The sequence below is a fragment of the Micromonospora sp. NPDC047644 genome (assembly GCF_040704315.1).
Lineage (GTDB): Bacteria > Actinomycetota > Actinomycetes > Mycobacteriales > Micromonosporaceae > Micromonospora.
This window is the reverse complement of record NZ_JBEYSY010000014.1, coordinates 1-25,962: the sequence shown is the minus strand read 5'-3', so window position 1 is coordinate 25,962 and position 25,962 is coordinate 1. Positions and strand designations below refer to the sequence as shown.

At 69.2% G+C, this 25,962-nt stretch carries 19 protein-coding genes and 1 pseudogene; 4 read left to right on the top strand and 16 right to left on the bottom strand.

The window, feature by feature from the left end; all coding sequences use genetic code 11:
- The first annotated feature begins 67 nt into the window (after window positions 1–67).
- Window positions 68–1,093 carry a LacI family DNA-binding transcriptional regulator gene (locus AB0877_RS23105; protein ID WP_366611366.1) on the top strand — a complete coding sequence of 342 codons (1,026 nt, stop codon included), beginning with the start codon at window positions 68–70 and terminating at the stop codon, window positions 1,091–1,093.
- The gene (locus AB0877_RS23100; RefSeq protein WP_366611626.1) at window positions 1,090–2,100 is read left to right on the top strand and encodes a family 43 glycosylhydrolase; all 1,011 of its coding nucleotides are present in this window, start codon (window positions 1,090–1,092) and stop codon (window positions 2,098–2,100) included. The genes AB0877_RS23105 and AB0877_RS23100 overlap by 4 nt, the downstream gene beginning before the upstream one ends.
- 66 nt (window positions 2,101–2,166) lie before the next feature.
- On the opposite strand, the gene AB0877_RS23095 is transcribed toward AB0877_RS23100, so the two are convergent.
- From AB0877_RS23095 to AB0877_RS23070, 6 genes are all read right to left on the bottom strand, one after another.
- A complete protein-coding gene (locus tag AB0877_RS23095; protein WP_366611365.1) occupies window positions 2,167–4,560 on the bottom strand; it encodes an RICIN domain-containing protein in 2,394 nt (797 codons plus the stop codon).
- 79 nt (window positions 4,561–4,639) lie between these two features.
- Window positions 4,640–5,491 carry a sugar phosphate isomerase/epimerase family protein gene (locus AB0877_RS23090; protein ID WP_366611363.1) on the bottom strand — a complete coding sequence of 284 codons (852 nt, stop codon included), beginning with the start codon at window positions 5,489–5,491 and terminating at the stop codon, window positions 4,640–4,642.
- A 6-nt stretch (window positions 5,492–5,497) separates the two neighbouring features.
- Entirely contained in the window at window positions 5,498–6,682 is a 1,185-nt protein-coding gene (locus AB0877_RS23085) for an ABC transporter substrate-binding protein (protein ID WP_366611362.1), read from the bottom strand.
- Between the two features lie 13 nt (window positions 6,683–6,695).
- Window positions 6,696–7,679: an ABC transporter permease gene (locus AB0877_RS23080; protein ID WP_366611360.1), complete on the bottom strand. Its 984-nt coding sequence runs from the start codon at window positions 7,677–7,679 to the stop codon at window positions 6,696–6,698.
- 2 nt (window positions 7,680–7,681) lie between these two features.
- The gene (locus AB0877_RS23075; protein WP_366611358.1) at window positions 7,682–8,653 is read right to left on the bottom strand and encodes an ABC transporter permease; all 972 of its coding nucleotides are present in this window, start codon (window positions 8,651–8,653) and stop codon (window positions 7,682–7,684) included.
- A gap of 55 nt (window positions 8,654–8,708) precedes the next feature.
- The gene (locus AB0877_RS23070; protein ID WP_366611357.1) at window positions 8,709–10,220 is read right to left on the bottom strand and encodes a sugar ABC transporter ATP-binding protein; all 1,512 of its coding nucleotides are present in this window, start codon (window positions 10,218–10,220) and stop codon (window positions 8,709–8,711) included.
- A 522-nt stretch (window positions 10,221–10,742) separates the two neighbouring features.
- Here AB0877_RS23070 and AB0877_RS23065 point away from each other — a divergent pair.
- Window positions 10,743–14,291 carry a ThuA domain-containing protein gene (locus AB0877_RS23065; RefSeq protein ID WP_366611356.1) on the top strand — a complete coding sequence of 1,183 codons (3,549 nt, stop codon included), beginning with the start codon at window positions 10,743–10,745 and terminating at the stop codon, window positions 14,289–14,291.
- Between the two features lie 84 nt (window positions 14,292–14,375).
- Here the strand turns inward: AB0877_RS23065 and AB0877_RS23060 are convergent, their stop codons facing one another.
- The 8 genes from AB0877_RS23060 to AB0877_RS23025 form a co-directional block, all read right to left on the bottom strand.
- Window positions 14,376–15,377: an aldo/keto reductase gene (locus tag AB0877_RS23060; protein ID WP_366611355.1), complete on the bottom strand. Its 1,002-nt coding sequence runs from the start codon at window positions 15,375–15,377 to the stop codon at window positions 14,376–14,378.
- Complete coding sequence (locus AB0877_RS23055) at window positions 15,374–16,252, bottom strand: amidohydrolase family protein (RefSeq protein WP_366611353.1); 879 nt, start codon at window positions 16,250–16,252, stop codon at window positions 15,374–15,376. The genes AB0877_RS23060 and AB0877_RS23055 overlap by 4 nt, the downstream gene beginning before the upstream one ends.
- Window positions 16,249–17,010, bottom strand: coding sequence for an SDR family NAD(P)-dependent oxidoreductase (locus AB0877_RS23050; protein WP_366611351.1), 762 nt, complete (start codon window positions 17,008–17,010; stop codon window positions 16,249–16,251). The genes AB0877_RS23055 and AB0877_RS23050 overlap by 4 nt, the downstream gene beginning before the upstream one ends.
- Entirely contained in the window at window positions 17,007–18,032 is a 1,026-nt protein-coding gene (locus AB0877_RS23045) for an alcohol dehydrogenase catalytic domain-containing protein (RefSeq protein ID WP_366611349.1), read from the bottom strand. The genes AB0877_RS23050 and AB0877_RS23045 overlap by 4 nt, the downstream gene beginning before the upstream one ends.
- Window positions 18,033–18,138: 106 nt before the next feature.
- Window positions 18,139–19,362 carry a mandelate racemase/muconate lactonizing enzyme family protein gene (locus AB0877_RS23040; RefSeq protein ID WP_366611347.1) on the bottom strand — a complete coding sequence of 408 codons (1,224 nt, stop codon included), beginning with the start codon at window positions 19,360–19,362 and terminating at the stop codon, window positions 18,139–18,141.
- A 1-nt stretch (window position 19,363) separates the two neighbouring features.
- The gene (locus tag AB0877_RS23035) at window positions 19,364–20,191 is read right to left on the bottom strand and encodes a carbohydrate ABC transporter permease (protein WP_366611345.1); all 828 of its coding nucleotides are present in this window, start codon (window positions 20,189–20,191) and stop codon (window positions 19,364–19,366) included.
- On the bottom strand, window positions 20,191–21,171 hold the full coding sequence (locus AB0877_RS23030; RefSeq protein WP_366611343.1) for a sugar ABC transporter permease: 981 nt from the start codon (window positions 21,169–21,171) through the stop codon (window positions 20,191–20,193). The genes AB0877_RS23035 and AB0877_RS23030 overlap by 1 nt, the downstream gene beginning before the upstream one ends.
- A gap of 4 nt (window positions 21,172–21,175) precedes the next feature.
- On the bottom strand, window positions 21,176–22,438 hold the full coding sequence (locus AB0877_RS23025; RefSeq protein WP_366611341.1) for an extracellular solute-binding protein: 1,263 nt from the start codon (window positions 22,436–22,438) through the stop codon (window positions 21,176–21,178).
- A 146-nt stretch (window positions 22,439–22,584) separates the two neighbouring features.
- Here AB0877_RS23025 and AB0877_RS23020 point away from each other — a divergent pair, with 146 nt between their 5' ends.
- Entirely contained in the window at window positions 22,585–23,355 is a 771-nt protein-coding gene (locus AB0877_RS23020; protein ID WP_366611339.1) for a FadR/GntR family transcriptional regulator, read from the top strand.
- Window positions 23,356–23,415: 60 nt separating this feature from the next.
- Here AB0877_RS23020 and AB0877_RS23015 read toward each other — a convergent pair whose 3' ends face one another.
- Window positions 23,416–24,804 carry an RICIN domain-containing protein gene (locus AB0877_RS23015; protein WP_366611337.1) on the bottom strand — a complete coding sequence of 463 codons (1,389 nt, stop codon included), beginning with the start codon at window positions 24,802–24,804 and terminating at the stop codon, window positions 23,416–23,418.
- 428 nt (window positions 24,805–25,232) lie between these two features.
- Window positions 25,233–25,962 (bottom strand): annotated as a pseudogene (locus AB0877_RS23010) (RICIN domain-containing protein); the annotation flags it as partial.

The window sequence follows — 25,962 nt, the reverse complement described above, 5'->3', positions numbered from 1 at the left end:
CCGGACGGCGACGCATCATGATGGGCAGGAGCGGTGCCCGTGGCGCCGTGCCTGATTCGGAGGACTGATGGGCCGCAACAGAGCAACACTCGCCGACGTCGCGCGGAAAGCCGGGCTGTCCAAGACCGCCGCGTCGATGGTGCTCAACGGCAGAGAGGGCACCCGACTCTCGGCCGAGGCGCACCAGCGGGTGTTCGCCGCCGCCGAGGAACTCGGCTACCGACCCAACCTGGCCGCGCGCAGCCTGCGTACCCGCAAGACGGCCACCATCGCGTTCGTCTCCGACATCGTGGCGACCACCCGGTTCGCCGGCGACCTCATCCGCGGCGCCCTCGACGCGGCCCGCGAACGGGACCACGTCCTGCTCATCACCGAGACGCAGGGCGACGCCACCTTCGAGCAGTACGCCATCGAGGCTGTCCTGGACCGGCAGGTCGACGGGGTGATCTACGCGGCGATGGCGACCCGACGGCTGACGGTGCCCGCCGCCATCCTCGGCGGCCCGGTGGTGCTGCTCAACGCCACCAGCCCCGACGGCCTGCCCAGCGTGGTCCCCGACGACGAGGGGGCCGGGCGCTCCGTCGCCACCGCCCTGCTGGAGCTCGGCCACCGCGACGCGATCGCGCTCATCGGCCGCAACCGGCTCAAGGAGGACGATCCGGAGGTCTCACTCGCCGCCCGCGCCCGCCTGCACGGCATCCGGCAGACACTGGACGAGGCGAAGGTCGGCCTCCTGGCCGAGTGTTTCTGCACCGAGTGGTTGCCCGAGCACGGGTACGCGGCCACGCGGAGCCTACTCAGCAAGCCGGAGCGACCCAGCGCGATCATCTGCATGAACGACCGGCTGGCCTTCGGCGCGTACCAGGCACTCGGCGAGGCGGGGCTGACCGTCCCGGAGGACATCTCGGTCATCTCGTTCGACGACGACCCGATCGCCGCCTGGTTGCGTCCGAGCCTGGCCACCACGGCGCTGCCGCACGAACAGATGGGACGTCGAGCGGTCGAACTGCTCCTGGACGGGGGCGCCGTCGAGCCCTCGCTCGTGCCGATGCCCCTGCGTCGACGCCAGTCCCTCGCCCCGCCGGCCGGCTGAGCAACGGCCCCCGATCAGCACCGTCGAATCGGGCTCGGCCGACGCTAAAACGGTTTAGTGCTAGGTTTCCGACCATGCTTCGTCTACCCGACCACTGGGTGTGGGACAGCTGGTACACGCGGGACGACAACGGCCTCTGGCACGTGTTCTTCCTGCGCGCGTCCCGCGCCCTGCACGACCCGCACCGCCGCCACCGCCGGGCCACCATCGGCCACGCCGTCTCGACGGACCTGTGCTCGTGGCGCCTGGTCGCCGACGCCGTGGTCCCCGCCGACGCGCCCGGTTGGGACGACCTGGCGACCTGGACGGGCTGCACGGTCCGTGGGCCGGACGGGCGGTGGTACCTGTTCTACACCGGCGTCGGTCGCGCCGAGGACGGGCTCGTCCAACGCATCGGACTGGCCGTCTCCGACGATCTCATGACCTGGCACCGGCACGGCAGCGAGCCGATCGTCCAGGCCGACCCCACCTGGTACGAGCTGCTGGACAAGGAGCTGTGGTACGAGCAGGCGTGGCGCGACCCCTGGGTCTTCCCCGACCCCGACGGCGACGGTTGGCACATGCTCATCACCGCCCGCGCCAACACGGGTCCGGCGAACACCCGTGGCGTCGTCGGCCACGCCACCTCCACCGACCTCGTCACCTGGACCGTCGCGCCGCCGCTGTCGACACCGGCCGGCTTCGGTCACCTGGAGGTGCCCCAGGTCGCGGTGCTCGACGGGCAGCCGCTGCTGCTCTTCTCCACCGACGCCACCGGCAGCGCCCGGCGCGACGACCGGCGGATCTGGGTGGCAACCGGCGAGACCACCCTCGGGCCGTGGGACATCGCGTCCGCCCAGCCGTTCACCCACCCGCACCTGTACGCGCCCCGGCTGGTCCCCGGACCCGCCGACGACTGGTCCCTCATCGGTTTCCTCGACCACGTCGACGGGTCATTCGTCGGGGAACTCACCGACCCCATCCCGGTCCGCTACGACGCCGCGACCGGGTTGACAGTGAAGCGGTAGCCCGGACGCGCCCGGGCCGGGGCGTCTCGCGCCCCGGCCCGGACCTGTCGGTGTCGTGCTAACGGATCAGCTGCGCAGCTGCCACTGCTGGTTGGTGCCGCCGGAGCAGGACCAGAGGATCAGCTTCGTGCCGTTGGCCGTCGCGGCGCCGTTGGCGTCCAGGCAGAGACCCGACTGCACGCCCGTGATCGTGCCGTTGGCGTTGACGTTCCACTGTTGGTTGGCCTGACCGTTGCAGTCCCAGATCACCACCGTGGTGCCGTTGCTGGTGCCCTGCCCCGAGGCGTCCAGGCACTTGGTGCCGTAGACCATGAGCTGCCGGCTGGCGGTGTGGGTCCACCGTTGGTTGGTGGCCGCACTGATGCAGTCCCAGATCTGGGCCTGCGTGCCGTTCGTGGTGCTGGAGTTGCCGATCTCGGCGCACCGGCCCGACTGTGCGCCGACGATCTGCACGTTCTGCGGGTTGGTGCCGCCGCCGCTCTGCACTCCCGCCGCGTTGATCACGGTCTGCGCGCCCGACGGCCAACTGCCGTTGCTGACCGTGACGTTGCCGTTGACCACGTTGCCGCGGTCGCCGTTCGTCACGTTCGTGGAGTTGTTCGTCGACCAGTTGTTGGTGACCGTGAAGTTGCCCATGTTCTCCGCGTACCAGTAGTTGGCGGTGGCCCAGGTACCGGTGGAGGAGAACACGTTGTTGCGGGCGGTGTAGTAGCGGGAGCCCTCGTCGAAGTAGAGCCCGAACCAGCCGTTGGTCCGCAGGCAGTAGTTCTGGTTGATGGTCGCGCCCGGGTTCGCCGACAGCGTGTAGATGCAGCCGCCGTCGGTCATCTGCTGCATCACGTCGTGCACGTAGTTGCCGATGACCTGGTTGTTGGCCGCGGTGGTCGCCGTGGTGTAGCGCGGCTGGTAGTTGTAGAGGCCCCGGTTGGCGTAGTGCTGGCTGCCACCGGCGTCGTTGGCGCCCCAACCGTAGCCGACCGACAGACCGGTGTACGGCATGTTGTAGACCTCGTTGTACGAGACCGTCGCCGTGTTCACGTAGGTGGTCAGGATCGAGACCACACCCCGGTACTCGAGGCCGAGGTCGTGCACCCGGTTGTTGCTGATGGTGATGTTGCGGTTGATCATCCGCTGGTCACTGGGGTGGTGGGCGTCGGCGCGTACGCCACCGACCACGACGCCACCGGCGGAGTTGCGGGCGATCTCGGAGCGGGTGACGGTGATGTTGCTGGCGCCCAGGCCGACGCCGCTGGCGTGGGCGTTCGCGTCGTTGCCGATGCCGATCGCGGTCTGCCCGAGGTTGACGAACTGGGAGTCGCTGAAGGTAATGGTGTTGGCCGCGGAGACCTGCACGGCGGCGGGCATCTGGTTCCAGTTCGGCCGGGTGGCCTCGAACTGGGGGCAGCCGGCCTGGCAGGAGGTCAGCGCGTCGGAGGGCCGGGACCAGGTGCCGGTGATGTGGGCGCCGGTCTGCTGGTCGGCGAAGCCGTTGCTGCTGCTCGGGCCGAGCCAGCTGGTGCCGGTGAAGGTGATGCCGCTGAACGAGATGTGGTGCGCCGGCGCGGCGAGGGTGCCGCCCAGGTTGACCAGGGACTGCAACTGCGGCAGCTCCACGCTCACCGAGCTCATGTTCTGCCCGGAGAGCGGGATGTAGTTGAGCTGACCGTTGCTCGGGTTGAGATACCACTCCCCCGCCGAGTCCAGGAACTCGTACGCGTTGGTCAGGTAGAAGGGACCGGCGCGGTGCGGGCTGGAGAGGGTGTCGAACCCGAAGGTGTTGTTGTTCCACGCGGGCTGCTGCATCGTCAGGAAGTTTCCGCTGATGCTCTGCACCGGCGAGTACCGGTCGGTGAACGAGCCGACGCTCTCCACCTCGACGCGGTTCTGGTTGCCGAGGTTGTTGAGGTAGTTGAGCGCGCTGTTGGTGAACCGCATGCCGGACGTGGTGAAGGTGAAGTCGGAGCGGTTCACGGCGGTGCGGGCCCGGGTGGCGACCGCCCCGTTGACGTAGAGCTGACGGGAGTCGAGCCCGGCGCCGACGTTGGCCCGCCAGATGTTCTTTCCGGAGTCGACGAGCGACCAGCCGGTGACCGCCCGGGCGCCGGTGATCGTGGGACGCGCGCCGGAGGCGGCCCGCCAGATCACCTGATAGCCGTTGGTGCCCGAGTCGGCCGCGGTGAACCGCAGCGGCGACGAGAGCCGGTACGCGCCGTTGGCCAACTCCACGACGATGTCACCGGACATCGCGCTGTTGATCGCCCGTACCGCCGTCTGGGCGGCGGTCAGCGAACACGGTTGGCTGGCGGAACACGCGGTGCCGGTGCCGGAGGGCGACGCGTAGAGGGTGGTGGTGGCCGCGGCGGCCGGGGACGCCGAGGCGGTTACCGCGACCAGCGCGGTCACCGCTGTCGCGGCGGCGCCGGCCAGCAGCCGGCGCAGCGACGAAAGGGACGAGGACACGGGACGGTGCTCCTGACATGAGAACGGGGTGGGGGTGGCGGAGCGGCCTCGACCAGCGCGGGGGTGACGGGTCGGGCAGTTATCCGAGGATCTCCCGGAGATAGCGCAGGCCGTCCGTGGCGAGACGGTCCTGCGAGGGGGCCAACGGACGCCAGATCGCCGCGGCGGTGGCGATGGTCTCGTTCTCCGCGGTGAACGACTCGATGCAGATCGAGCCCTGGTAGCCGGTGTCCCGCAGGACCGTGAAGAAGCGGGGCCAGTCGAAGTGGTCGGCACCCGGAGCGCCCCGGTTGGTGCCGCTGACCTGGACGTGCTTGATGTGCGGGCCGGCGACGGCGAGGGCCGCGTAGGGGTCGGCCTCCTCGATGTTCATGTGGTAGGTATCGATCATGATGCCGACGTTCGGCGGTAGCCCGTCGATCAATTCGATCGTCTGCTCGATCGTGTTGACGACGCTCGTCTCGTAGCGGTTCAACGCCTCGACACCGATGCTCACGCCCAACTCGCCGGCCTGCTCGGCCACCGGCGCCAGGGCCTGCCGGAATTCCGCGTAGCAGGCCGCGCGAGCCGCCGGCGACATCCGCCAGGTGCGGCCGACCGAGGCGTACGCGGGGCCGCCGACGCATCCAGCGCCGACGGCCGCCGCGCTCGCCACGCAGCCCTTGAGGTACGCCACCGTCGACTCGACGACCGTCGGCGCGGCGTCTACCAGGTCCCGCCCTGGCGGGGTGACCGCGCAGACGCCGGCGGCGACGAGGCCGTGCTCCGCCAACAGATCCCGGGTACGGATCGGGTCCCAGTCACCGGGCTGCTCGATCGGCAACTCGACCGCGTCGAAGCCGAACGCGGCGATCCGCGGGATCAGCTCGGTCAGGGCCTTGTCGTCGACCGGCGAGGTCCAGACCCAGGGGTTGACGCCGATGGCGTACATCGGTTCCTACTTCCAGCGCTGCGGGTAACCGGGCAGGTCGGTGCAGCCGCACATCGCGTAGTGCAGGGGCGGCATGTTCGCGTCGAGGTACTGGTCCAGGTTGTCCTGGGTGACGGTCGGCTGCGGCAGCTTCCACGGGCTGGACACCTGCTTGCCGTCCAGGATCTGCAACACCGCCAGGATCGGCGTCCGCCACTGGTAGGTCGGGTAGGTCGGCGCGATCGCGGTGAGGTTCTTGTCCTTCCAGATCTTCAGGAAGTCGAGCTGGTCCTCGCCGTTCAGCGGCGGAACGGGCTTGCCCGCGTCCTGGAACGCCTCGACTGCCGCGACGGCCGTCGCTCCGGCGTCCATCCAGACCCCGTCGATCGTGCCGTACCGCTGGATGTAGTCGTCGACGATCTTCTTGGTCTTGGCCGGGTCACCATCGGTGAACTCGACGCCCACGACGTCGACCTTGGCCTTGTCGAACGCCACCTTCGCGGCCGACCAGCGGGTCTCCAGGACGTCGACGCCGGGCAGGATCCGCAGGGCGAGGACCTTGCCACCGGACTTCATCTTCTGGCTGACGAACTCGGCCCCGACGTGGCCGAACCCGTAACCGCCGATGGGGTTGATGAACGTCACCGGGCACTTCGTGTTGACACCGCGGTCGAAGACGACGACCGGCAGCCCGGCCTTGCAGGCCGCCTCGACGGCCGGGGTGAGCGTGGCGGTGGTGTTCGGCGAGACGATGAGCGCGTCGCAGCCCTTGCCGAGCAGATCGTTGATGTCCGCGATCTGCTTCTGGTCCTTGCCCTCGGCGTCGACGTGCACGAACTCCTTGATGCGGCTCTTCTGCGCCTCGACCTCGGCCTGCATGGTCTTGAACCCGACCTGCCGCCAGGGGTTGTTCAGCGCCGCGTTCGAGAAGCAGATCTTGTGTGGGCCGCTCTTCTTGAACTTGGCGGTGTCGACCATCGTCGGGTTGAGCACCTGTTCCCACGGCTTGTCGGCCGGGCCGGTCGGTGCCGCGTCGAGCAGCGCCAACTCGGCGTCGTAGTCGGCCTGCACGAAGAACTTCGACTGGTCCCCGGTGCCGGATCCGGTGGCGGCGGACGCGCTTCCCGACGGGCTCGCGGCCGGCTCGTCGGTGGCACAGGCGGTAAGGGACAGCAGGGTGACAGCGGCAATGGCCGCCATGGAACGTCGCACTATGGTTTTCCCTTCATCTCGACGAAGAACGCGTTGCCGAGACCGCCACGGCGAGCAGGATGATCGCGCCCTGGACGGTCGATCTGAGGGCGCCGGAGACGCCGTAGAAGTTCATGAGGGCGAACAACAGTTCGAGGGTCAGCGCGCCGAGCATCGCCCCGACGACAGCGCCGCGACCTCCGCCGAGCGCCACCCCACCGAGGACGACGGCGGTGATCGCACCGAACTCCAGGCCCGCGCCGGCCTGGAACGACACGCCGCTGTAGCCGCCCAGGAGGATGGCCGCCACCGCCGCCGCGAGCCCGCTGAGGATGAAGGCGAAGGTCCGGGTACGCCAGACGCGTACCCCGCTGAGCTCGGCGGTGCGCGGGTTGTCGCCGACGGCGACCAGCGTCCGGCCGAAGTCCGAGCGCATCAGCAGCACGGCCGCCACCGCCAGGACCACCAGGACCACCAGCGCGTACGGAACGCGGCCCAGCACCGGCACGTCCTCGAAGGCGCGCCGCCCGAACCGACGGAACTCCTCGGAGAGCCCACCCTTCGGGGCACCGTCGGACCACAGGTAGACCGCGCCGACGAGGATCAGGAACATGCCGAGGGTGGTGATGAACGACGGCACCCGCAGCCGTGTCGTGATCAGGCCGTTGACCAGCCCGACCAGTGCGCCGAAGGCCAGCAGGAGCAGCACCACCGGCCAGGTACGCGCCGGGTCGCTGTCGATCAGCCGGGCGGCCACCACCACCTGGGCGGTGACCAGGGAACCGACCGACAGATCGAACTCGCCGGACACGATCACGAAGTACTGGCCGGCGGCGAGCAGGATGATCGGGGCCGAACGGCCGAGGAAGGACATCAACGACGGCGGGGCCAGGAAGTCGGGCTGACGAATGCCGACGAGCACCAGCAGCACCGCGAGGATAACGAGGATCGGCAGGACTCCACCGGGACGCACCCGCGGGAGACGCAGTGGCAGGGAACGGGGCTGGACGGTCTGCATGGCTAGGCCGCCTTTCGCATGGCCCGGCGGGCGTAGACGGCGACCGCGGCGATGATGATGACGCCCCGGATCACCTGCTTGAAGAAGGCGTCGACCTCGAGCTGATTGAAGATGGCGTCGATGCTTGCCAGCAGCAGCACCCCGCCGACCGTGCCGATGACGCCGCCGCGCCCACCGGCGAGGGCGGTTCCGCCGATGACCACAGCGGCGATCGACTCCAGGTCGTAGAGGCCCTCGGTGCCGACCCGGGGTGCGCCCGAGCCGAGCCGACTGGCGAGGTAGATGCCGGCGAGCCCCGCGCACATCGAACACAGGACGTGGGCGGTGACGAGGACCCGGTTGTTGCGGACGCCGGAGAGCCGCGCCACCTCCGGGTCCCCACCGACGGCGACCAGGTGGTGGCCGAAGCGGGTCCGCGACAGGGCGAACCAGGCCGCCGCGGTGACCGCTATCAACAGCAGGAACGACACCGGAACCGGCCCGACCCGCTGGTAGCCGAGCGCCTGCACGAGCGAGGGCGCGGTGGTGCCGGCCGGGCCGTCGTAGCCGTTGTCGAGGTAGCCCTTGAGCAGTAGCCCGACGCCCAGCGTCGCGATGAACGCGTTGACCCGGAACCTGGTGACGAGGAGCCCGTTGAGCAACCCGACACCGGCGCTGACGACGAGCACCAGGCCGATCGCCGGCAGCACCGCGCCGTCGCTGCCGTTCATCGTCTCGGCCGCGACGAGGGTGCTGAGACTGATCACGTACGCCACCGAGAGGTCGAGCGAGCCTCCCAGGATGACGAGGGTCTGCCCCACCGCGACCAGCCCGAGGCCGGCCGCGACATGCAGCAGACTCACGGTCGTGGACTGGTTGAAGAGCTGACCACCGTCGAGCAGGACGACGAGCCAACCGATCGTCAGGGTCAGGGTCAGGGCCACGAACACGCCCGGTACGGACCGTCGGGCCGGCAGCAGCGACAGGGCGCTCACTGGGTCACCTCGGTTCGCGACTGCGGGGCTCGCAAAACCGGCTCACTCCTCGCGCTCACTGGGCCGCCTCCCGCACCGTGCCGACCGCCAGCGCGACGACCTCCTCCTCGGTCGCGCCGGCGGGCAGCTCACCCGCGACGTGGCCGTCCCGCATGACGACGATCCGGTCACTCATTCCCAGCAGCTCCGGTAGATCGGACGAGATCATCAGCACGGCCGCGCCATCCCGGGCGAGGCGGCGGACGAGATCATGGATGGCTGACTTCGCGCCGACGTCGATGCCCCGGGTCGGCTCGTCGAAGAGCAGGATCCGCGGGCTGAGCGCGAGCCACCGGGCCAGTACGACCTTCTGCTGGTTGCCCCCGGACAGGAAGCGGATCTCCTGGTCGTCGCCGGCGCCACGGATCTCCACGGCGGCCAGCAACTCGCGTACCCGGGCGGTCCTGGCCGCCCGGCCGGACCGGGCGGCGAAGACGGCCCGGCTGGCCAGCAGCGCGTTGTCCAGCACCGACTGCCGAGGGACGATCCCCTCGCCCTTGCGGTCCTCGGTGACGTAGGCGATGCCGGCCCGCATGGCGGTGCGGGGTGAGCGCAGTCGGACCGGCCGGTCGTCGAGTGTGACGTCGCCGGTCGTGAACGGCGACACCCCGAAGATCGCGCGAGCCAGCGCCGAGCGCCCGGAGCCCTGCAGGCCCCCGATGCCGAGCACCTCGCCGGCGCGCAACTGGAGGTTGACGTCGCGCAGTTTGCGGTTGCCGGCGTCGCGAACGGTGAGCCGCACCGGGCCCCGGTCCTCGGGGACGGCCCGGTCCGGGTAGTAACTGGACAGTTCCCGGCCGACCATGTGCCGCACCAACTGGTCCGGCGTGGTGTCGACGGTGTCCACTGTGGTGACTCGTCGGCCGTCCTTGAGCACTGTGATCCGCCCGGACAGGTCGAAGACCTCGGCGAGCCGGTGCGAGACGTACAGCAGCCCGATGCCCCGCTCCTGCAGTCGGCGTACCAGCCCGTAGAGCAGCTCGACCTCGTGGTCGGCCAGCGCGGCGGTCGGCTCGTCCATGATGAGCAGCCGCGCGTCCAGGGCGAGCGCCTTGGCGATCTCGACGACCTGCTGCTGCGCGACGCCCAGCTGCCCCACCCGGGCGTCGGCCGGCAACGTGGTCTCGCCGATCGAGGCGAGCAGTCGCGTGGTGTGGTCGATCATCCCCCGACGGTCGACGAGCCCGCGTCGGACCGGCTCGTGCCCCAGATAGACGTTCTCCGCGACGGTCCGTTCCGGCAGCAGGTTGAATTCCTGGTGGATGATGCCGATGCCGGCCCGCTGCGCGTCGCGCGGGCCACGGAACGTCCGCGTCGCGCCCGCGAACTCGACAGTGCCTCCGTCCGGGGCGTGCCCACCCGAGACGATCTTCATGAGGGTCGACTTCCCGGCACCGTTCTCACCGACCACGGCGTGCACCTCGCCCGGCGCGACATCGAGGTCGACACCGTCGAGAACGCGGACTCCGAGGAAGGACTTGCCGATGCCCCGGAGGGTGAGAAGCGGCGTCGGCGGCGGGTCTGACATCCCGAAAGCCCTCACAGACAGTAGTTATAGACGTATTTAGATGCCACACTACGGCGGCTTTGAGGCACTGAACAACAAGCTTTCGTGGCAACAGCCACGACTTACGTTCTTGCGGTGCAAACATTCCCTTGACACCGACGAAACATCACACGTATGAAGATAGATGTTTGGATGCGGGTCCGCAATCCTCGATCAAGACTGACTACCAGGTCGGGCCAGGATCGACGAGCGGCACCGCAGCGAGGGAGTCGGGCACGGACGTCGTCCACCGGGCAGGACGTCGGACGTTACTTTGTGGATTGACAGTCATCGATCTCTAGCTCATCCTGACCTCGTGGACCCCGGGGCGAGAACCACAGCCACCATCACGCTGTGTGACGTCTCGCAGGTCTGACTGCCGTTGCGGCGAACGGCATGAGGACAGCCAAGCGCGCCCGCGTCCCCTCACGTGTCCAGGGTCAACCTGGCGCGTCGTAGGGCCCGTGGTCGCAATCCCTACGCCCGCCCAACCTAGGAGACGGCATGCGTCGTAACACAATGCTCATCTCGGTGATCGCCGGCCTGTTACTGGCGCTCGGACTCGCCCCACCCGCGTCGGCGGCCCCGGCCTTCCGCGCCCTGGTGTTCAGCAAGACCACCGGCTACCGCCACGACTCGATCCCCGCCGGGATCAGCATGATCCAGCAGCAGGCGGCGGCGAACAACTTCGAGGTGGTGGCCACCGAGGACTCCAGCGTCTTCACCGCCAGCAACCTGGCGACCTTCGACGTCATCGTCATGCTCCAGACCTCCGGCATGGTCTGGACCTCGACGGCGCAGCGCCAGGCGGTGGAGGGCTACCTCGCCAGCGGCAAGGGCATCGTCGCCATCCACAATGCCACCGACATGGGCATCGAGGGCGAATACCCGTGGTGGGACCAGACCATCAACGCTGGCGCCCACATGCCCGAGCACTCCCCCGGCGTGCTCCAGGGCACTGCCATCGTCGCCGACAAGAAGCACCCGTCGACGGCCAGCCTGCCGGATCGGTGGACCCGCAGCGAAGAGTGGTACAACTTCGACGCCAACCCGCGCGGCAACGTGCACGTGCTGGTGACCGCCGACGAGCGCACGTACAACCCGGGATCCCGGGCGATGGGCCCGGATCATCCGATCTCCTGGTGCCGTAACACCAGTGGCGGGCGGGTGTGGGCCACCGCGATGGGCCACGCGATCGGCTCCTACAGCGAGGCGAACTTCCAGAATCACGTGCTCGGTGGCATCAAGTGGGCGGCCGGTAACGCCGCCGGTGACTGCGGCGGCACCGTCTGGGGCAACTTCGAGAAGCGCACCCTCGACGACAACACCGTCGACCCGATGGCGCTGGGTGTGGCACCGGACGGCCGGGTCTTCTACGTCCAGCGCGGCGGCCAGGTAAAGATCTTCAAGCCCTCCACCAACAGCACCGTCACCGCCGGCACGCTCAGCGTCTACACCGGCGGCGAGGACGGCCTGACCGGCATGGCGCTGGACCCCAACTTCGCCACCAACGGCTACATCTACCTGTACCACTCGCCGGCCAACAGCAGCACCGACGTCAACCGGGTCTCCCGCTACACGGTCAGCGGTGACACGCTGAACACCTCCAGCGGCGTGACGATCATCGACATCCCGGCGTACCGGGACCGGACGTTCGCCGAGCCCGGCCACACCGGCGGCTACATCAAGTTCGGTCCCGACGGCAACCTCTTCATCGGCACCGGCGACGACACTCCGCCGAACCTGGACCCGAACTGGCAGGGCTACGCCCCGCTGGACTGGCGGTCGGGCAAGTCCAACCTGGATGCCGCCCGCAGCGCCGGCAACACCAACGACCTGCGCGGCAAGCTGCTGCGCATCCGGCCCTCGGCCAACGGTGGCTACACCATCCCGTCGGGCAACCTCTACCCCCAGGGCACCGCGCAGACCAAGCCCGAGGTCTACGCGATGGGCTTCCGCAACCCGTTCCGCTTCTCCATCGACCCGGCCAACGGCTGGGTCTACCTGGCCGACTACGGCCCGGACCGGAACCCGCCCACCACCAACCGTGGCCCGGAGGGCCTGGTCGAGCTCAACGTGATCAAGACGCCCGGCAACTACGGCTGGCCGTTCTGCCACGGCAACAACCAGCCGTATGCCCCGTTCAACCCGGACACCGGCGTCGTCGGATCGAAGTTCAACTGCTCCGCGCCGGTCAACAACTCGCCGAACAACACCGGTCTGACCAGCCTGAAGCCGGTCGTCATGCCGAACATCTGGTATGGCTACCCCGCCTCGACGACCTTCCCCGAGCTCGGCTCCGGCGGCTCCGCTCCGATGGGTGGGCCGATCTACCGGTACGACGCGGCGAACCCCTCCGAGACGAAGTTCCCGCCCTACTACGACGGCGTGCACTTCTTCTACGAGTGGGCGCGCAACTACGTCAAGGAGGTGCACTTCGACTCCTCCTCGGCGGTGACCCGCACCAACCCGTTCCTGCCCAACGTGCGGTTCAACAAGCCGATGGACATGGAGTTCGGCAAGGACGGCTCGCTCTACATGTTGGAGTGGGGCACCAACTTCGGCGGCGGCAACAGCGACTCCGGGCTCTACCGGATCGACTACAACCAGGGCGGCCGGTCACCGATCGCCAAGGCCACCGGCACGCCCACCAGCGGCAGCGCGCCGCTGACCGTCCAGTTCAGCAGCGCTGGCACGTCCGACCCGGACGGCAACACGCTGAGCTACCTGTGGACGTTCGGCGACGGCACCACCTCGACGGCGGCCAACCCGTCGAAGGTGTACACCTCCAACGGCAACTACACCGCCCAGTTGAAGGTCACCGACAGCACCGGCAAGACCGGCTTCGCCAACGTCCCGATCACCGTCGGCAACAGCGCCCCGGTGGTCACCATCACCACACCGGGCAACGGCGGCATGCTGACCTTCGGTGACAAGGTGTCGTACCAGATCACCGTGACCGATCCGGACGGCGGAACGGTCGACTGCTCGAAGGTGTTCCTCAACCCGGCGCTGGGTCACGACGACCACGCCCACGAGACCACCGAGTACCCGGGCTGCTCGGGCACCATCTCCACCGACCTGCTCGGTGGGCACCCCGATGGCGCCAACCTGTTCTACGTGCTGAACGCCCGGTACACCGACAACGGCGGCTCGAGCGGCGGAGCCCCGCTCACCGGGACCGCGCAGGCGATCCTGCAACCGAAGCACAAGCAGTCCGAGTACTTCAGCAGCCAGTCGGGCATCCGGGTCATCGACCAGGCTGCCGCGGAGAGCACCAAGCGCATCGGTGACATCTCCTCGAACGACTGGATCGCGTTCAGCCCGATGAACCTGTCGGGGATCTCGACGGTCAGCTACCGGCTGTCGTCGCCCTCCGGCGGCGGCTCGATCGAGCTGCGGGCCGACTCGCCGACGGGCACACTGCTGGCCACCACCACGGTGCCCAGCACGGGTGGCTGGGACAACTACCAGTCCACGACACCGGTGAGCGTCGCCGCCCTCGGCGGTACGCACACGCTCTACATGGTGTTCAAGAACGCCAACAACTCGTTCGATCTGGACTCGCACACCTTCGGCGGCAACGGCGTCGGGACACCCGGCACCGGCACCGGCACCGGCCTGGCCGGCAAGACCTACACGGTCACGGCGCAGCACAGCAACAAGCTGCTGGACGTCAGCGGTGTCTCCACCGCCGACGGCGCCCAGATCACCCAGTGGGCCAACACCGGTGGCAACAACCAGAGGTGGCAGGCGGTCGACGCCGGTAACGGCGCGCTCTACCTGAAGGCGGTCCACAGCGGCAAGTGCGTCGAGGTCACTGGCAGCTCGACCGCGGCGGGGGCCTTCCTCCAGCAGGCCACCTGCAACAACGGCAACCAGCAGAAGTTCACCGCCACCGCGACGGGTACCTCCGGCGTCTACACGGTGAAGAGTTCGCTGAGCGGGCTCTGCATGGACGTCAACGGCGCTTCCACGGCCGACGGCGCCCGGGTGTTGCAGTGGACCTGCAGCAACGCGACGAACCAGCAGTGGCGCTTCACCGCGCTCTGACCTGCGGCTGTCGCGGTAACAGATGACGTCCCGGTCGGGACCGGTATCCGAGAGTCGGAGCCGGTCCCGGCCGGGACGTCTTTGTCAGTTCGGCTGCCCGGCAACGCCGGGCGTTCCGGCCAGCAGCCCCGCCGCCGCCAGGGCGCCCCACAGCTCCTCGGGTACGGCGACATCGCAGCGTCGTACCGTCTCGGTCACCTGCGCCTCGGTGCGGACACCGACCACCGTCGACACCACGGCCGGGTGGTGGCGGACGAAGGCGAGTGCCGCCTGGGGCAGCGTCACCCCGTACGTCTCGCAGACGGTGGCGATCCGCCGCGCCCGCTCGATCACCGCCGCCGGGGCCTGCTCGTAGTTGTAGACGGCGTCGGCCGGCGGCCGGTCGCGGGACAGCAGCCCCGAGTTGTAGACGCCCGCGATGACGACGCCCACCCCCCGGCTCTCGGCGGCCGGCAGCAGGTCGGCGGCGGCGCCCTGTTCGAGCAGGGTGTACCGCCCGGCACACATCATCACGTCCACGTCGGTCTCCTGGACGAACCGGGCCAGCATCGCCGACTGGTTCATCCCGGCGCCGATCGCGCCCACGACACCCTGGTCGCGCAGATCGACCAGGGCGGGTACGGCCTCGTGCGCGGCCTGCTCCCAGTGGTCGTCGGGGTCGTGCAGGTAGACGACGTCGATCCGGTCCAGCCCGGTCCGCTCCAGGCTGGCCTCGATGGAGCGCAGCACGCCGTCGCGGCTGAAGTCCCACACCCGCCGGTGGGTGGCGGGCACGTCGAAGCCGTCGGAGTCCCGCAGGTGCGCGTCCTGCGGCGACGGCACCAGGAGTCGCCCGACCTTCGTCGACACCACGTACTCGTCGCGCGGCCGTTGGCGCAACGCGACGCCGAGGCGGCGTTCGGACAGCCCGAGACCGTAGTGCGGCGCGGTGTCGAAGTACCGGACGCCCGCCTCCCATGCGGCGTCGACCGCCGAGGCGAACTCCTCGTCCGTCGTCGTCCGGTACAGGTTGCCCCCCTGGGCCGCGCCGAAGCCCAGTTCGCTGAGGCGTACCCCCGGGCGGCGCGGCAGCGCGCGGGCCCTCATGACGCCTCCAGCCGGTAGACGCGGCGCGCCGTCCCACCCCAGATCGACGCCGGGTCGGCCTCGTCCCGGCCGTCCAGCAGCTCCGCGAGGGTGTCGACCCAGCGCTGGTACGAGCTGGCCAACAGGCAGACCGGCCAGTCCGAGCCGAACATCAGTCGGTCCGGCCCGAACGCGTCGAGGGCGTCCTCGACGGCGGGTCGAAGGTCAGCCGGCGTCCAGTGCGGGTGCGGCACCTCGGTCACCAGCCCGGAGAGCTTCGCGGTGGTGTTGGGCGAGGCCGCCAACGACCGCAGGTCCCGGCTCCACTCGGCCATCTCCAGGCTGCCGAGCGCGGGCTTGCCGAGGTGGTCGAGGACGAAGCGCACCTCGGGCAGGTCGCGGGTGAGACGCACGGCCATGGGGAGCTGGTGTTGGCGTACCAGCAGGTCGAAGACGAGACCGGCAGCGCCCACCGCCGCGACCCCCCGACGGACGTCGGGACGGTCCAGGTACGCCGGGTCGGTCTCGGACTGCACGAGGTGGCGGATGCCGACGAGGCGCTCCCCGCCCCGTCCGGCCCGCAGCCGCTCAAGTCGCTGCGTGACGTCGTCGGCGGTCAGGTCCACCCAGCCGACGACCCCACGGACGAGGGTGTCCTCGGCGGCGATGGACAGCAGGTCCACCGTCTCCGTGTCGGAGGCGATGGACTGCACCACCACTGTCGCGGTGACCCCGGCGGCTCGGGCCGGTGGCGCGAGATCGGCGGGTTCGAAGTCGGCGTCGATGGCCGCCATGGTCACCGGGTCGATCCACGGCTGCGGGTGCCGTGCCCGGACCCAGAGGTGGTGGTGTGCGTCGACGATGCCGGTCTGCCGGTGTTGCTGCGCGCCCGTCATCGGCCCAACCAGCCGCCGTCGACGGGCAGCACCACGCCGTTGACGTAGTCCGACGCCGTCGACGCCAGGAACACGATGGCACCGCCGAGATCGTCGGCCCGGCCCCACCGCCCGGCCGGAATCCGGCCGAGGATCGCCTGGTTGCGGTCGGGGTCGTCGCGCAGTGCCCGGGTGTTGTCGGTGGCGATGTAGCCGGGCGCGATGGCGTTGACGTTCACGCCGTGGGCCGCCCACTCGTTCGCCAGCGCCTTGGTGAGGCCGGCCACGCCCGACTTCGAGGCGGCGTAACCGGGGACGGTGATGCCGCCCTGGAAACTCAACAGTGACGCGGTGAAGATGATCTTCCCTCGGCCCCGCTCGACCATCGTCCGGCCGATCTCCCGGCTGAGGATGAACTGGCTGCTGAGGTTGACCTCGATCACCTGGTCCCACATCTCGTCCGGGTGCTCCGCGGCCGGGGTCCGGGCGATCGTGCCGCCGTTGTTCACCAGGATGTCGACCGGCCCGAGAGCGGTGATGTCGCGGGCCAACCGGTGCACGGCCGCCCGGTCGCCGAGGTCCGCCCGCAGTCCGGTGAACCGGCGGCCGGTGGCGCGCACCCGGCGTTCCACCTCGCTGCCCTCGGCTTCGAGCTGGGCGGAGACCCCCACGATGTCGGCGCCGGCCAGGGCCAGCGCCTCGGCCATGGCAAGACCGATACCGCGCCGCGCCCCGGTCACGACGGCGGTCTGGCCGGACAGGTCGAACAACGCCGTCACTGGTTGCCCTCCCGCACATCGAGCAGCACCTTCATGACGCCGCCACCCTCCAACGCCTCGAAGGCCGCGCCGGCCGCCTCGACCGGCTCGACCCGGGAGATCAGCCGCTGTGCCGGGATGGCACCCGAGGCGATCAACCGGATCGCCTCGACCATGTCGTCGCGCTGATACAGCCGGGCACCCAGGAGTTCCAGCTCACGCCAGAAGAACCGGTGCAGGTTGACCTCGCGGGGCTGCGGATGGATCGCCACCATGACCAGCCGGCCACGGGTGGTGAGGACGTCGACAGCAGTGGTGACGCCGGCCGGCGCGCCGGACACCTCGAAGGCGATGTCGGCTCCCGCGCCATCGGTGCGGTCGTTGACCAGGGCCACGACGTCGGTCGCCCGCGGGTCGACGGCCTCGATCCCGACCCCCTCCGCCACCTCGCGCCGGAACGGGTCCGGCTCGACGAGGAGCACCCGTGCGCCACGGCCCCGGGCGACGGTGGCGATGAGGACGCCGACCGGCCCACCACCGACCACGACTACCTGGTCGTCGGCGGTCACGTTCCCCCGGCGTACGTCGTGCACGGCGACCGCCACCGGCTCGACGAGCGCCGCGTGGTCGAGGGGCAACTCCTCCGGAAGTGGCAGGACCAGGTCCACCGGCACCGTCCAGGAGGACTGCATGGCACCCGGTGAGTCGATGCCGAGGAAGTTCATCGCGTGGCAGACGTGTGAGTTGCCCCGCTGACAGGCGGCGCAGCGTCCGCAGGGCCGGGTCGGCATCACGGTGACGGCCTGACCGATGGTCCAGCCGGTCACGCCCTCGCCGACGGCCGCGATCCGCCCGGACATCTCGTGCCCGATGATCGCGGAGTCGCCAACCCGGGCGTCCATGTCCCCGTGGTAGATGTGCAGATCCGTACCGCAGATGCCGGTGTACGCCACCTCGATCCGTACCTGTCCGGGGCCGGGTGGCTCCGGGTCGCGGTTCTCGATTCCGAGGTGTCGCGCTCCCCGGTAGACGACTGCCTTCATCGTTCCTCCGTCTCGACGGTCGGTACGTCGGTCGTGCCGACCGGGCATGGCCGTGGGTGCACCGCCGTCGCGATGCACCCACGCCCTTCCTTGTCTGGTGCTCAGCTCAGTGCCGTACGGTCGGCGACACCTCGTTGCGGGAGTTCAGCGACACGACGGGCACCTGGCGGGTGGGGATCACCCCGTCGACTCCGGCCAGCAGCCGTCGACCGGCCCGCTCCGGCCGGACGTTGGGGCTGTCGGCCGTCTGCGCCTGCGGGCGGCGGTTGACCGCCCGGATCCGCTCCTCGTCCACCCGGACCCCGAGCCCGGGTGCGTCGCCGAGGATGAAGGCACCATCCTCGACGTGCAGGTCGATGGAGACACCAACGGGTGTGTGCAGATCCTGCAACTCGCTGGTCAGGTGGTTCGGCACCGAGGTCGCGGCGTGCAGGAGCCCGACCGGGCTGTTGCCGATCGGGCTGACCGGCAGGTCGTGGGCATGCGCCAGGGCGGACGCCCGCAGGAAGTGGGTGACCCCCCAGACGGCCGCCATCTGGACGATGTCGACCGCACCGGCGGCGATCAGCGGGCGGTACTGTTCGAGCCCGGTCAGGTTCTCGCCGGTGGCGACCGACGCGGACACGCCTCGGCTGACCGCGGCGAGACCCTCGGCGTCCCAGCGCCGGACCGGCTCCTCGATCCAGATGAGGTCCAGGGTGCGTTCCAGCTCGCAGACGTGTCGGACGGCCTGCTTACGGGTCCACGCCTCGTTGACGTCGAGCATCAGGCCCGGCCGCCGGCCGTGCCCGGCCTCGGTCAGAACCTCCCTGACCAGGCTCAGGCGGTGTCGATCGCGCTCGATGTCGAGGCCGCCCTTGAGCTTCGCCGCCCGAAGGCCGTGGCTCGCGTAGACCTCGTACTCGGCGACGAGTTCGTCGTCGGTGAGACCGATGTCCAGGCCGGAGGCGTAGGCGGTGACCCGCCGGTCGCGTCCGCCCAGCAGTCGCCACAGCGGCTCGCCGGCGGCCTGCGCCTTGATGTCCCACAGCGCGGTGTCCAGAGCGCCGATGGTGCCGAACACCGGGCCGGCGTGGCCGGCCTTGAAGGTGTGCCGCAACATGCGGTCGTACAGGGACGTCACGGCACGGGGGTCTTCGCCCTCGAGGGCTGGAAAGATCCGCTCGATCTCGACGTGCGGCCCGAGGCCGACGCCCGTGATGCCCTCGTCGGTGTCGACGAGGACGATCGAGACCGGGACCACCCCGTCGGCGAACACGCCGTTGGCGTCGCCGACGGGGCGCCCCCATTCCTGGACCGTGGTGAGCGTCCGATATCCCGTGATCCGCATGTCAACCCTTCGTGGAACCGGCGGCGACGCCGTCGGCAATTTGGCGCTGGAGGAACAGGTAGACCAGTAGGACGGGGATGGCGGCGATCAGCACCCCGGACGCGAAGGTGGGGATGTTGTCGGAGTACTGCCCTCGCAACGAGGTCACCCCGATCATGAGCGTCCGGTTCTCGGCCGAGGGCATCATCACCAACGCCATGAGGACGTCGTTCCAGCAGAACAGGGCGTTGAGGATGCCGACCGACAGCAGAGCCGGAGTGCCCAGTGGCAGCATGATCCGGCGATACACGCCGTACACGGTGTTGCCGTCGATCCGGGCGGCGTCGACGATCTCGGGTGGGATGCCCTTGTAGTAGCTCGTCATCAGGAAGACGGTGAAGGGCAGGAACTGGGCCACGTAGACGAGGATCAGACCCGGGTACGTGTCGATCAGCGCGGTGTCGGCCATGATCCGGGCGAGCGGCACCATGATCACCTGGAACGGGATGAAGAGCCCCGCGAGGCAGCCCAGGAACAACGCCGACGAGCCACGGAACCGCAACTGGCTCAGCGCGAAGCCGGCCATCGACCCGAGCAGGAGCAGCAGCAACACCGACGACGTCACCACGACCAGCGAGTTGACGAAGTAGCGGCCCATGCCGACGCTGGTCCACGCCGTGCTGATGTTCTCCCACTGCAGAGTGCTGGTCAGGCCGAACCGGTCCAGGATGTAGTCCCGGCGGGTCTTCAACGCGACGTTCGCGGTGAAGATCAGGGGGTAGATCGTCGCCACCGCGAGCAGTGACATCGGGATGGCGATCATCCACCGTCCCAGTCGGACGCGGGACATCAGTCCACCTTTCCCGATCGTTCGAGCAGTTTGATCTGCAACATTCCCACCACGAGCATGATCGCGAAGAGGATCGTGGACGCGGCGGACGCGAGAGCCGGGCGGTTCATCTGGCCCTGCTGAATCCAGATGTAGTACTCCGGCAGGTACGTCGAGCCCTCCGGGCCGCCGCTGGTCATCACGAAGAGCAGCCCGAACATCGAGGTCAGCATCCCGATCATCGTGGTCACGAAGACGAACTGGATGGTCCGGGCGAGGCTCGGGATGATCACGTGCCAGACGACCTGGCGCAGCGACGCGCCGTCCACCCGGGCGGCGTCCAGCAGCGCGGCGTCCAGCGTGGCGAAGCCGGCGAGGAACACCACCAGTGCCATCCCGAAGGTGGCCCAGATGTGCACGCCCACCACCATGAACATCGCCACGTCCGGGTCCCCGAGCCAGTCCACCGGACCGACGCCGATCGCCCCGAGGACGGCGTTGAGAGGGCCGTCGAAGGCGAGCAGCAGGTTGAAGATCGCCCCGACGATGACCGGCGACAGCACCGCCGGAAAGAAGTAGACGCTGCGGTAGAAACGGTGGCCCGGCACGCGGAGGAAGATGAACGTGGCGAGGAGGCCGGGGATCGCCACCGCCACCGGCAGCAGCAACACCAGCAGGCCGACGTTGCCCAGCGCGGTGCGGAACAGCGGATCGGCGAACAGTTCCTGGTAGTTGCCGAACCCGACCGCTTCTCCGTTGCGGTCACCGTCGCCGGTGAAGGAGAAGTTGACCCCGAGGATCAGCGGGTAGAGCCGCAGCGCCACGATGATCAGGACGGCCGGGGCGATCAGGATGTAGGGGGCGTAGCGCTCGGCTCCCAGGCCGCCACGGGTGCGACGGGGACGGGTGCCACCGCGGTGCGCGGGAGAGGTGGCCGCCGGGCCGCCGGCCCGCCCGGCCGAAGCCAGGCGGACCGACGGTTGCGTGTTTCCGATCGGCACGAGGTCAGCCCGCCTGGTCGGAAGCGGCCAACTGCTTCACCACCTCGTCGACGGTGATCGAACCGCTGAGCAGCTGCTGGGAGAGGCGCCCCATCAGGTCGATCGTCTTCGAGGAGAGCGCGACGTGCAGAGCCGGCTTGCCGGTCTTGAGCTCGGCGACGATGGTGGAGGCAGCCGGGCCGGCCTGCGAGACGTCGATCGTGATGTCGGCGGCGATCGCGCCGGCGTCGGCGTAGAACGCCTTCAACGCGTCGGCCGAGGTCAGGGAGCGCACCAGGTCGGCGGCCACCTTCGGGTCCTTCGTCCACTTGGCCACGGCGTAGCCGATGCCACCGTCGTACGGCAGGCTCGGGGTGGTGCCGGCGGTGACGACCGGGGGCTTCATGACGCCGAGCTTCTCCGCGGTGAGGAACTCGTTGAAGGACTTCCAGTGCCCGACGTCGGACATGAGGCCCATGACGTGGGCGGCCTTGCCGGACTGGAAGGCGGCGAAGGAGTCGTTGAACATCGCGGTCGAGTTGGCCCCGTCCGTGTTCATCTTCTTGTCGCCGGTCTCCTTCCACGTTTCGAAGACCCGCTTCACGTTGGGCGAGGTCCAGTCACGCTTGCCGGTGATCCAGGCGTCGTACTCCGCGGCGGTGAGGGTGACCGACCCCATGCTGGAGAGCCAGAACTGGATGCCGACGCCCTCCTTGTTGCCGAGGGCGAAGCACCTGGAGCTGGCCTTGGCGATGGCGGCGCAGTCCGCGACGAACTTGTCCCAGGTGGTGGCCGGGCTGGCCGGGTCGAGGCCGGCCTTCCGGTAGATCTCCTTGTTGTAGTAGATCGGGTAGCCCTGCAGCGTCACCGGGCTGCCGTAGACCTTGCTGTCCTTGGTGAACGCGTCCCATCCGGCCAGCCGCTGCTTGTCCTCGGCCACGTAGTCGGTGATGGGCACCAACGCGTCCACCCGGTCGCGGATCTGGCCACCACCGTTGAACATCATGACGTCGGGGCCCTTGCCGGACTGAATCGCCGCGCCGAGCAGGGTGTAGTACTGGTCGAACGGCTGCGCGACGAACTCGACCTCGACGTCGGCGTGCTTCTTCTTGAAGTCGGCCTTGGCCTTGTCCAGATAGGATTTGGCGAATGGCTCGCCGGATTTCCAGTCCCACACGACCAACTTGCCTTCGGAGCTGGTCGACTTGCCCGAATCGCTAGCACTTCCACAACCGGCCAGGGCCAGGCCCACAACGAGGACGGCCGACCACATTGCGCGCTGTCTCATCAGTTGTCACCTCTATATGGGGGGTGGCCGGCGGGCGCCCCGCTAGCCAAATGTTGACCGGAAGGTAACTCGTATGACGTGTTACGTCAACGGTCGGCCGTACACTGATCCGGACGTCGTGCCACGGCGAGCCATCGGAGGGGGACATGACGCCACCGCAGGACACAGCCCTGAACAGCCCGGGGACCCCGGCATGGGTGCGTCGGCCGACCAACCTCGCCAGGGCGGTCACGGCCGAACTGGTGGAGCGAATCGTCCGCGGCGTACACCCGTCCGGGTCGTCCCTACCCCCCGAGCCGATCCTCTGCGAGACCTTCGGCGTGAGCCGGACCGTCGTCCGGGAAGCCGTCAAGATCCTTCAGGAGAAGGGGCTGGTACAGGTCCGCCAGGGGGCCGGCACGATGGTGACCCCGCCGGCGCACTGGGACATGCTCGACGAGCTGGTCCTCGCGGCGACCATCGCGGTGGACGACAGCCTCGCCATCCTCGACGACCTGGTCGTCACCCGTCGGGTGCTGGAGTCCGACATGGCGAACGTCGCCGCCCGCCACGCCGACGCCGAGACCGTTGATCGACTGCGCGCCATGGTGGACCGGATGGACGAACTCGTCGACGACCACGTCACCTACCACGACCACGACCGGGCCTTCCACGACACGATCATGCAGGCATCCGGCAACCGCATCGCCCGTGGCGTCGTTCGGGCGCTGGAGAGTCAGGTCATCAACACCGCCCGCTACATGGGCCGGACCGAGCGCGCGCTGTGCGTGGCGTCCAACCAGGGTCACCGACGCATCTACGAGCGCATCGCCGCCCACGACTCCAACGGCGCCGCCGAGGCGATGTTCACCCACATCACCGAGGCCTGGCTGGTCCGCCGCAGTGGCTCGGGGAGCCCCGGCCGCCTCGAACGCTGATCGTTCCGGACGACCGACGGCGCCCACCCCCGAGTACGGGAGCGGACGCCGCCGAACAGGTCAGGAGAACTGGGCGAAGAACCTCCAGATCTCACCCTTGGTCCAGGTCGTGACGCCGCTCTCGGAATAGGTGCCATCCACCGGACCGGGCATGTGGCCGTTGTCGTACGCGGCCCACTGCACCGGGTACCCGGACCTGCAGCCGGAGTAGACGGTGGTGATGTGGGTGCGGCTGCCGCCGGCCGGCTCGGGCGGGCTCTGGGCGGTGCAACCGTTGTTGCGGACGAAGGTGTCGCGCAGCGCCCTGCCCTGGGAGATGCTCAGGACATTGTCCGAGATGCCGTGCAGCCCGAAGTACGCGATCGGCTGCGTTCCACCACTGCACCCGCTGATCTGCGCGCCGGAGATGACCGCGACGGCCCGGAAGACGTTGGCTCGGGCGCAGGCGACGGCGTAACTCATGCCGCCACCCCAACTGAAGCCGAGCGCGAACCGCTGCCTCGGGTTGACGCAGAGGCTGCTCTCGATCCGGGTGATCATGTCGTCGACGAAGGTGATGTCCTCACCGCCGGAGTTGCCCCAGCCGTTACCGAATCCCTGGGGCGCCACCAGGATGGCGCTGTTGTTCGACTGCTCCTGTTGCCCGTAGTAGGACCAGGCCGTCCCGCTGGTGCCGCCGGAGGAGATCTCCTGCATGGTGCCGCCCCGCCAGTGGAAGGCGAAGATCAGCCGGTAGAGGTTGCTGTTGTTGTAGTTGGCGGGCACCCGGAGGATGAAGGTCCGGGTCTTGCCGTTGCTCTGGATCGTGTGCGTGCCGCTGGCCAACGTCGGTGCCTTGCCGCACCCGCTACCACCCGACGGTGGAGGGGTGGTGCCACCGCCGACGGCGACGAGCTGCCACTGCTGGTTGGTGCCGCCCCAGTCGGCGTACTGGACGACGTTGCCACCGTCGGCGGTGGACGCGCCCTGCACCTCGACGGCCTTGTTGCTGTTGCGGTTGATCAGCCGAACGTAGCCGCCGTCCGAGTCGGCCAGCCGGAACTGCTGGTTCGTCCCGTTGAGGTCGGACCACTGCACGATCGCGCCGCCGTCAGCGGTGGAGAAACCACTGACGTCGAGCACCTTGCCCGAGAGCCGCGACTTGATCCGGTAGTAGCCGCCCCCGGAGTCGACGAACTGCCACTGCTGGTTGACGCCGTTGTTGCGCGTCCACTGGCTGATCCGCGCGCCGTCGTTGGTGGCGGAGGCGTACAGGTCCAACGCCTTGCCGCTGTTGCGGTTCACCAGCACGTACGAGGCGTTGGTGTCCACTGTCGCTGCCGCCGCGGGTGCCGCGTTGACCGCGACGAGTGCGCTGGCTGCCATGGCCGCGGCCGCCGCCGCGGCCAACCCTGAACGCCAGCGAGATCTGTGCCGAGAGGCGGGACGAGCCTCACCGAGGGCTTTCATGGTCCACTCCTTCGATCGGGGTCACCCACGAGCGGGGGCGACCGCGCGTGCCGTGGCGTGCGTACCGGCGTCCTGGTGGTGGCGTCAGCACGTCTGGGTGGTGTGCGGGCAACCCACGACAAACGGCGCACGTCGATGGCGATGCCACGATCCGGGCTTCGTGGCAGGCCGCACGCGGGGCGCGGCTCGACGTCCTGGCTCCCGGTGGCCGGGTGGCCCGCGGGGTGAAATTAGCGGGTAATACGTCATACGTCAAACGATTGCCATCGATCCGCAGGATCCCGCCACGGGTCCCCTGACGGCCACGGCGGCCCGCCCCGGATGGGGGCGGGCCGCCACTGGTCACACCTCGCCGGGGGCGGGCACCGGCCGGATCCCGAGCGGCCGGCAGCTCCCGCTCACCTGGTTGATGACGCCGGTCGTCAGCCGATCCGGACCAGTTGCCACTGCTGGTTGGTGCCGCCCCAGTCGGCGTACTGGACGATGTTTCCGCCGTCGGCGGTGGACGCGCCCTGCACCTCGACCGCCTTGTTGCTGTTGCGGTTGATCAGCCGAACGTAGCCGTCGGCCGAGTTCGCGATGCGGAACTGCTGGTTCGTGCCGTTGAGGTCGGACCACTGCACGATCGCGCCGCCGTCAGCGGTGGAGAAGCCGCTGACGTCGAGCACCTTGCTGGAGTTGCGGGACTTCACCCGGTAGTAGCCACTCCCCGAGTCGACGAACTGCCACTGCTGGTTGACGCCGTTGTTGCGCGTCCACTGGCTGATCCGCGCCCCGTCGGTGGTGGCCGAGGCGTACACGTCCAGTGCCTTGCCGCTGTTGCGGTTCAGCAACACGTACCAGGCGCTGGTGTCCACGCCGGAGCCCGGCGGGGGCGTGTTGGGCGGGGTCGAGCCGCCGTTGAGGGCGTCCAGGACGGCGGTGTACGCGGCCTTCTTGTTGCCGTTGCAGTCGAACAGCAGCGCGTTGTCCGAGCCACGCCACGAGTCACAGTCCCGTACGCCCCAGGTGGTGATGCCGGTGCAGCGCGAGACGGCCAGGCAGGCGCGGGTGACGGCGCCGTAGATGTTGGCCTGGTTGCCGCCGGTCATCACGTCCAGCTCGGTGATCTGGACGTCCACGCCGAGGTCGGCGAAGCGCTGCAGGTTGGCCTGGTAG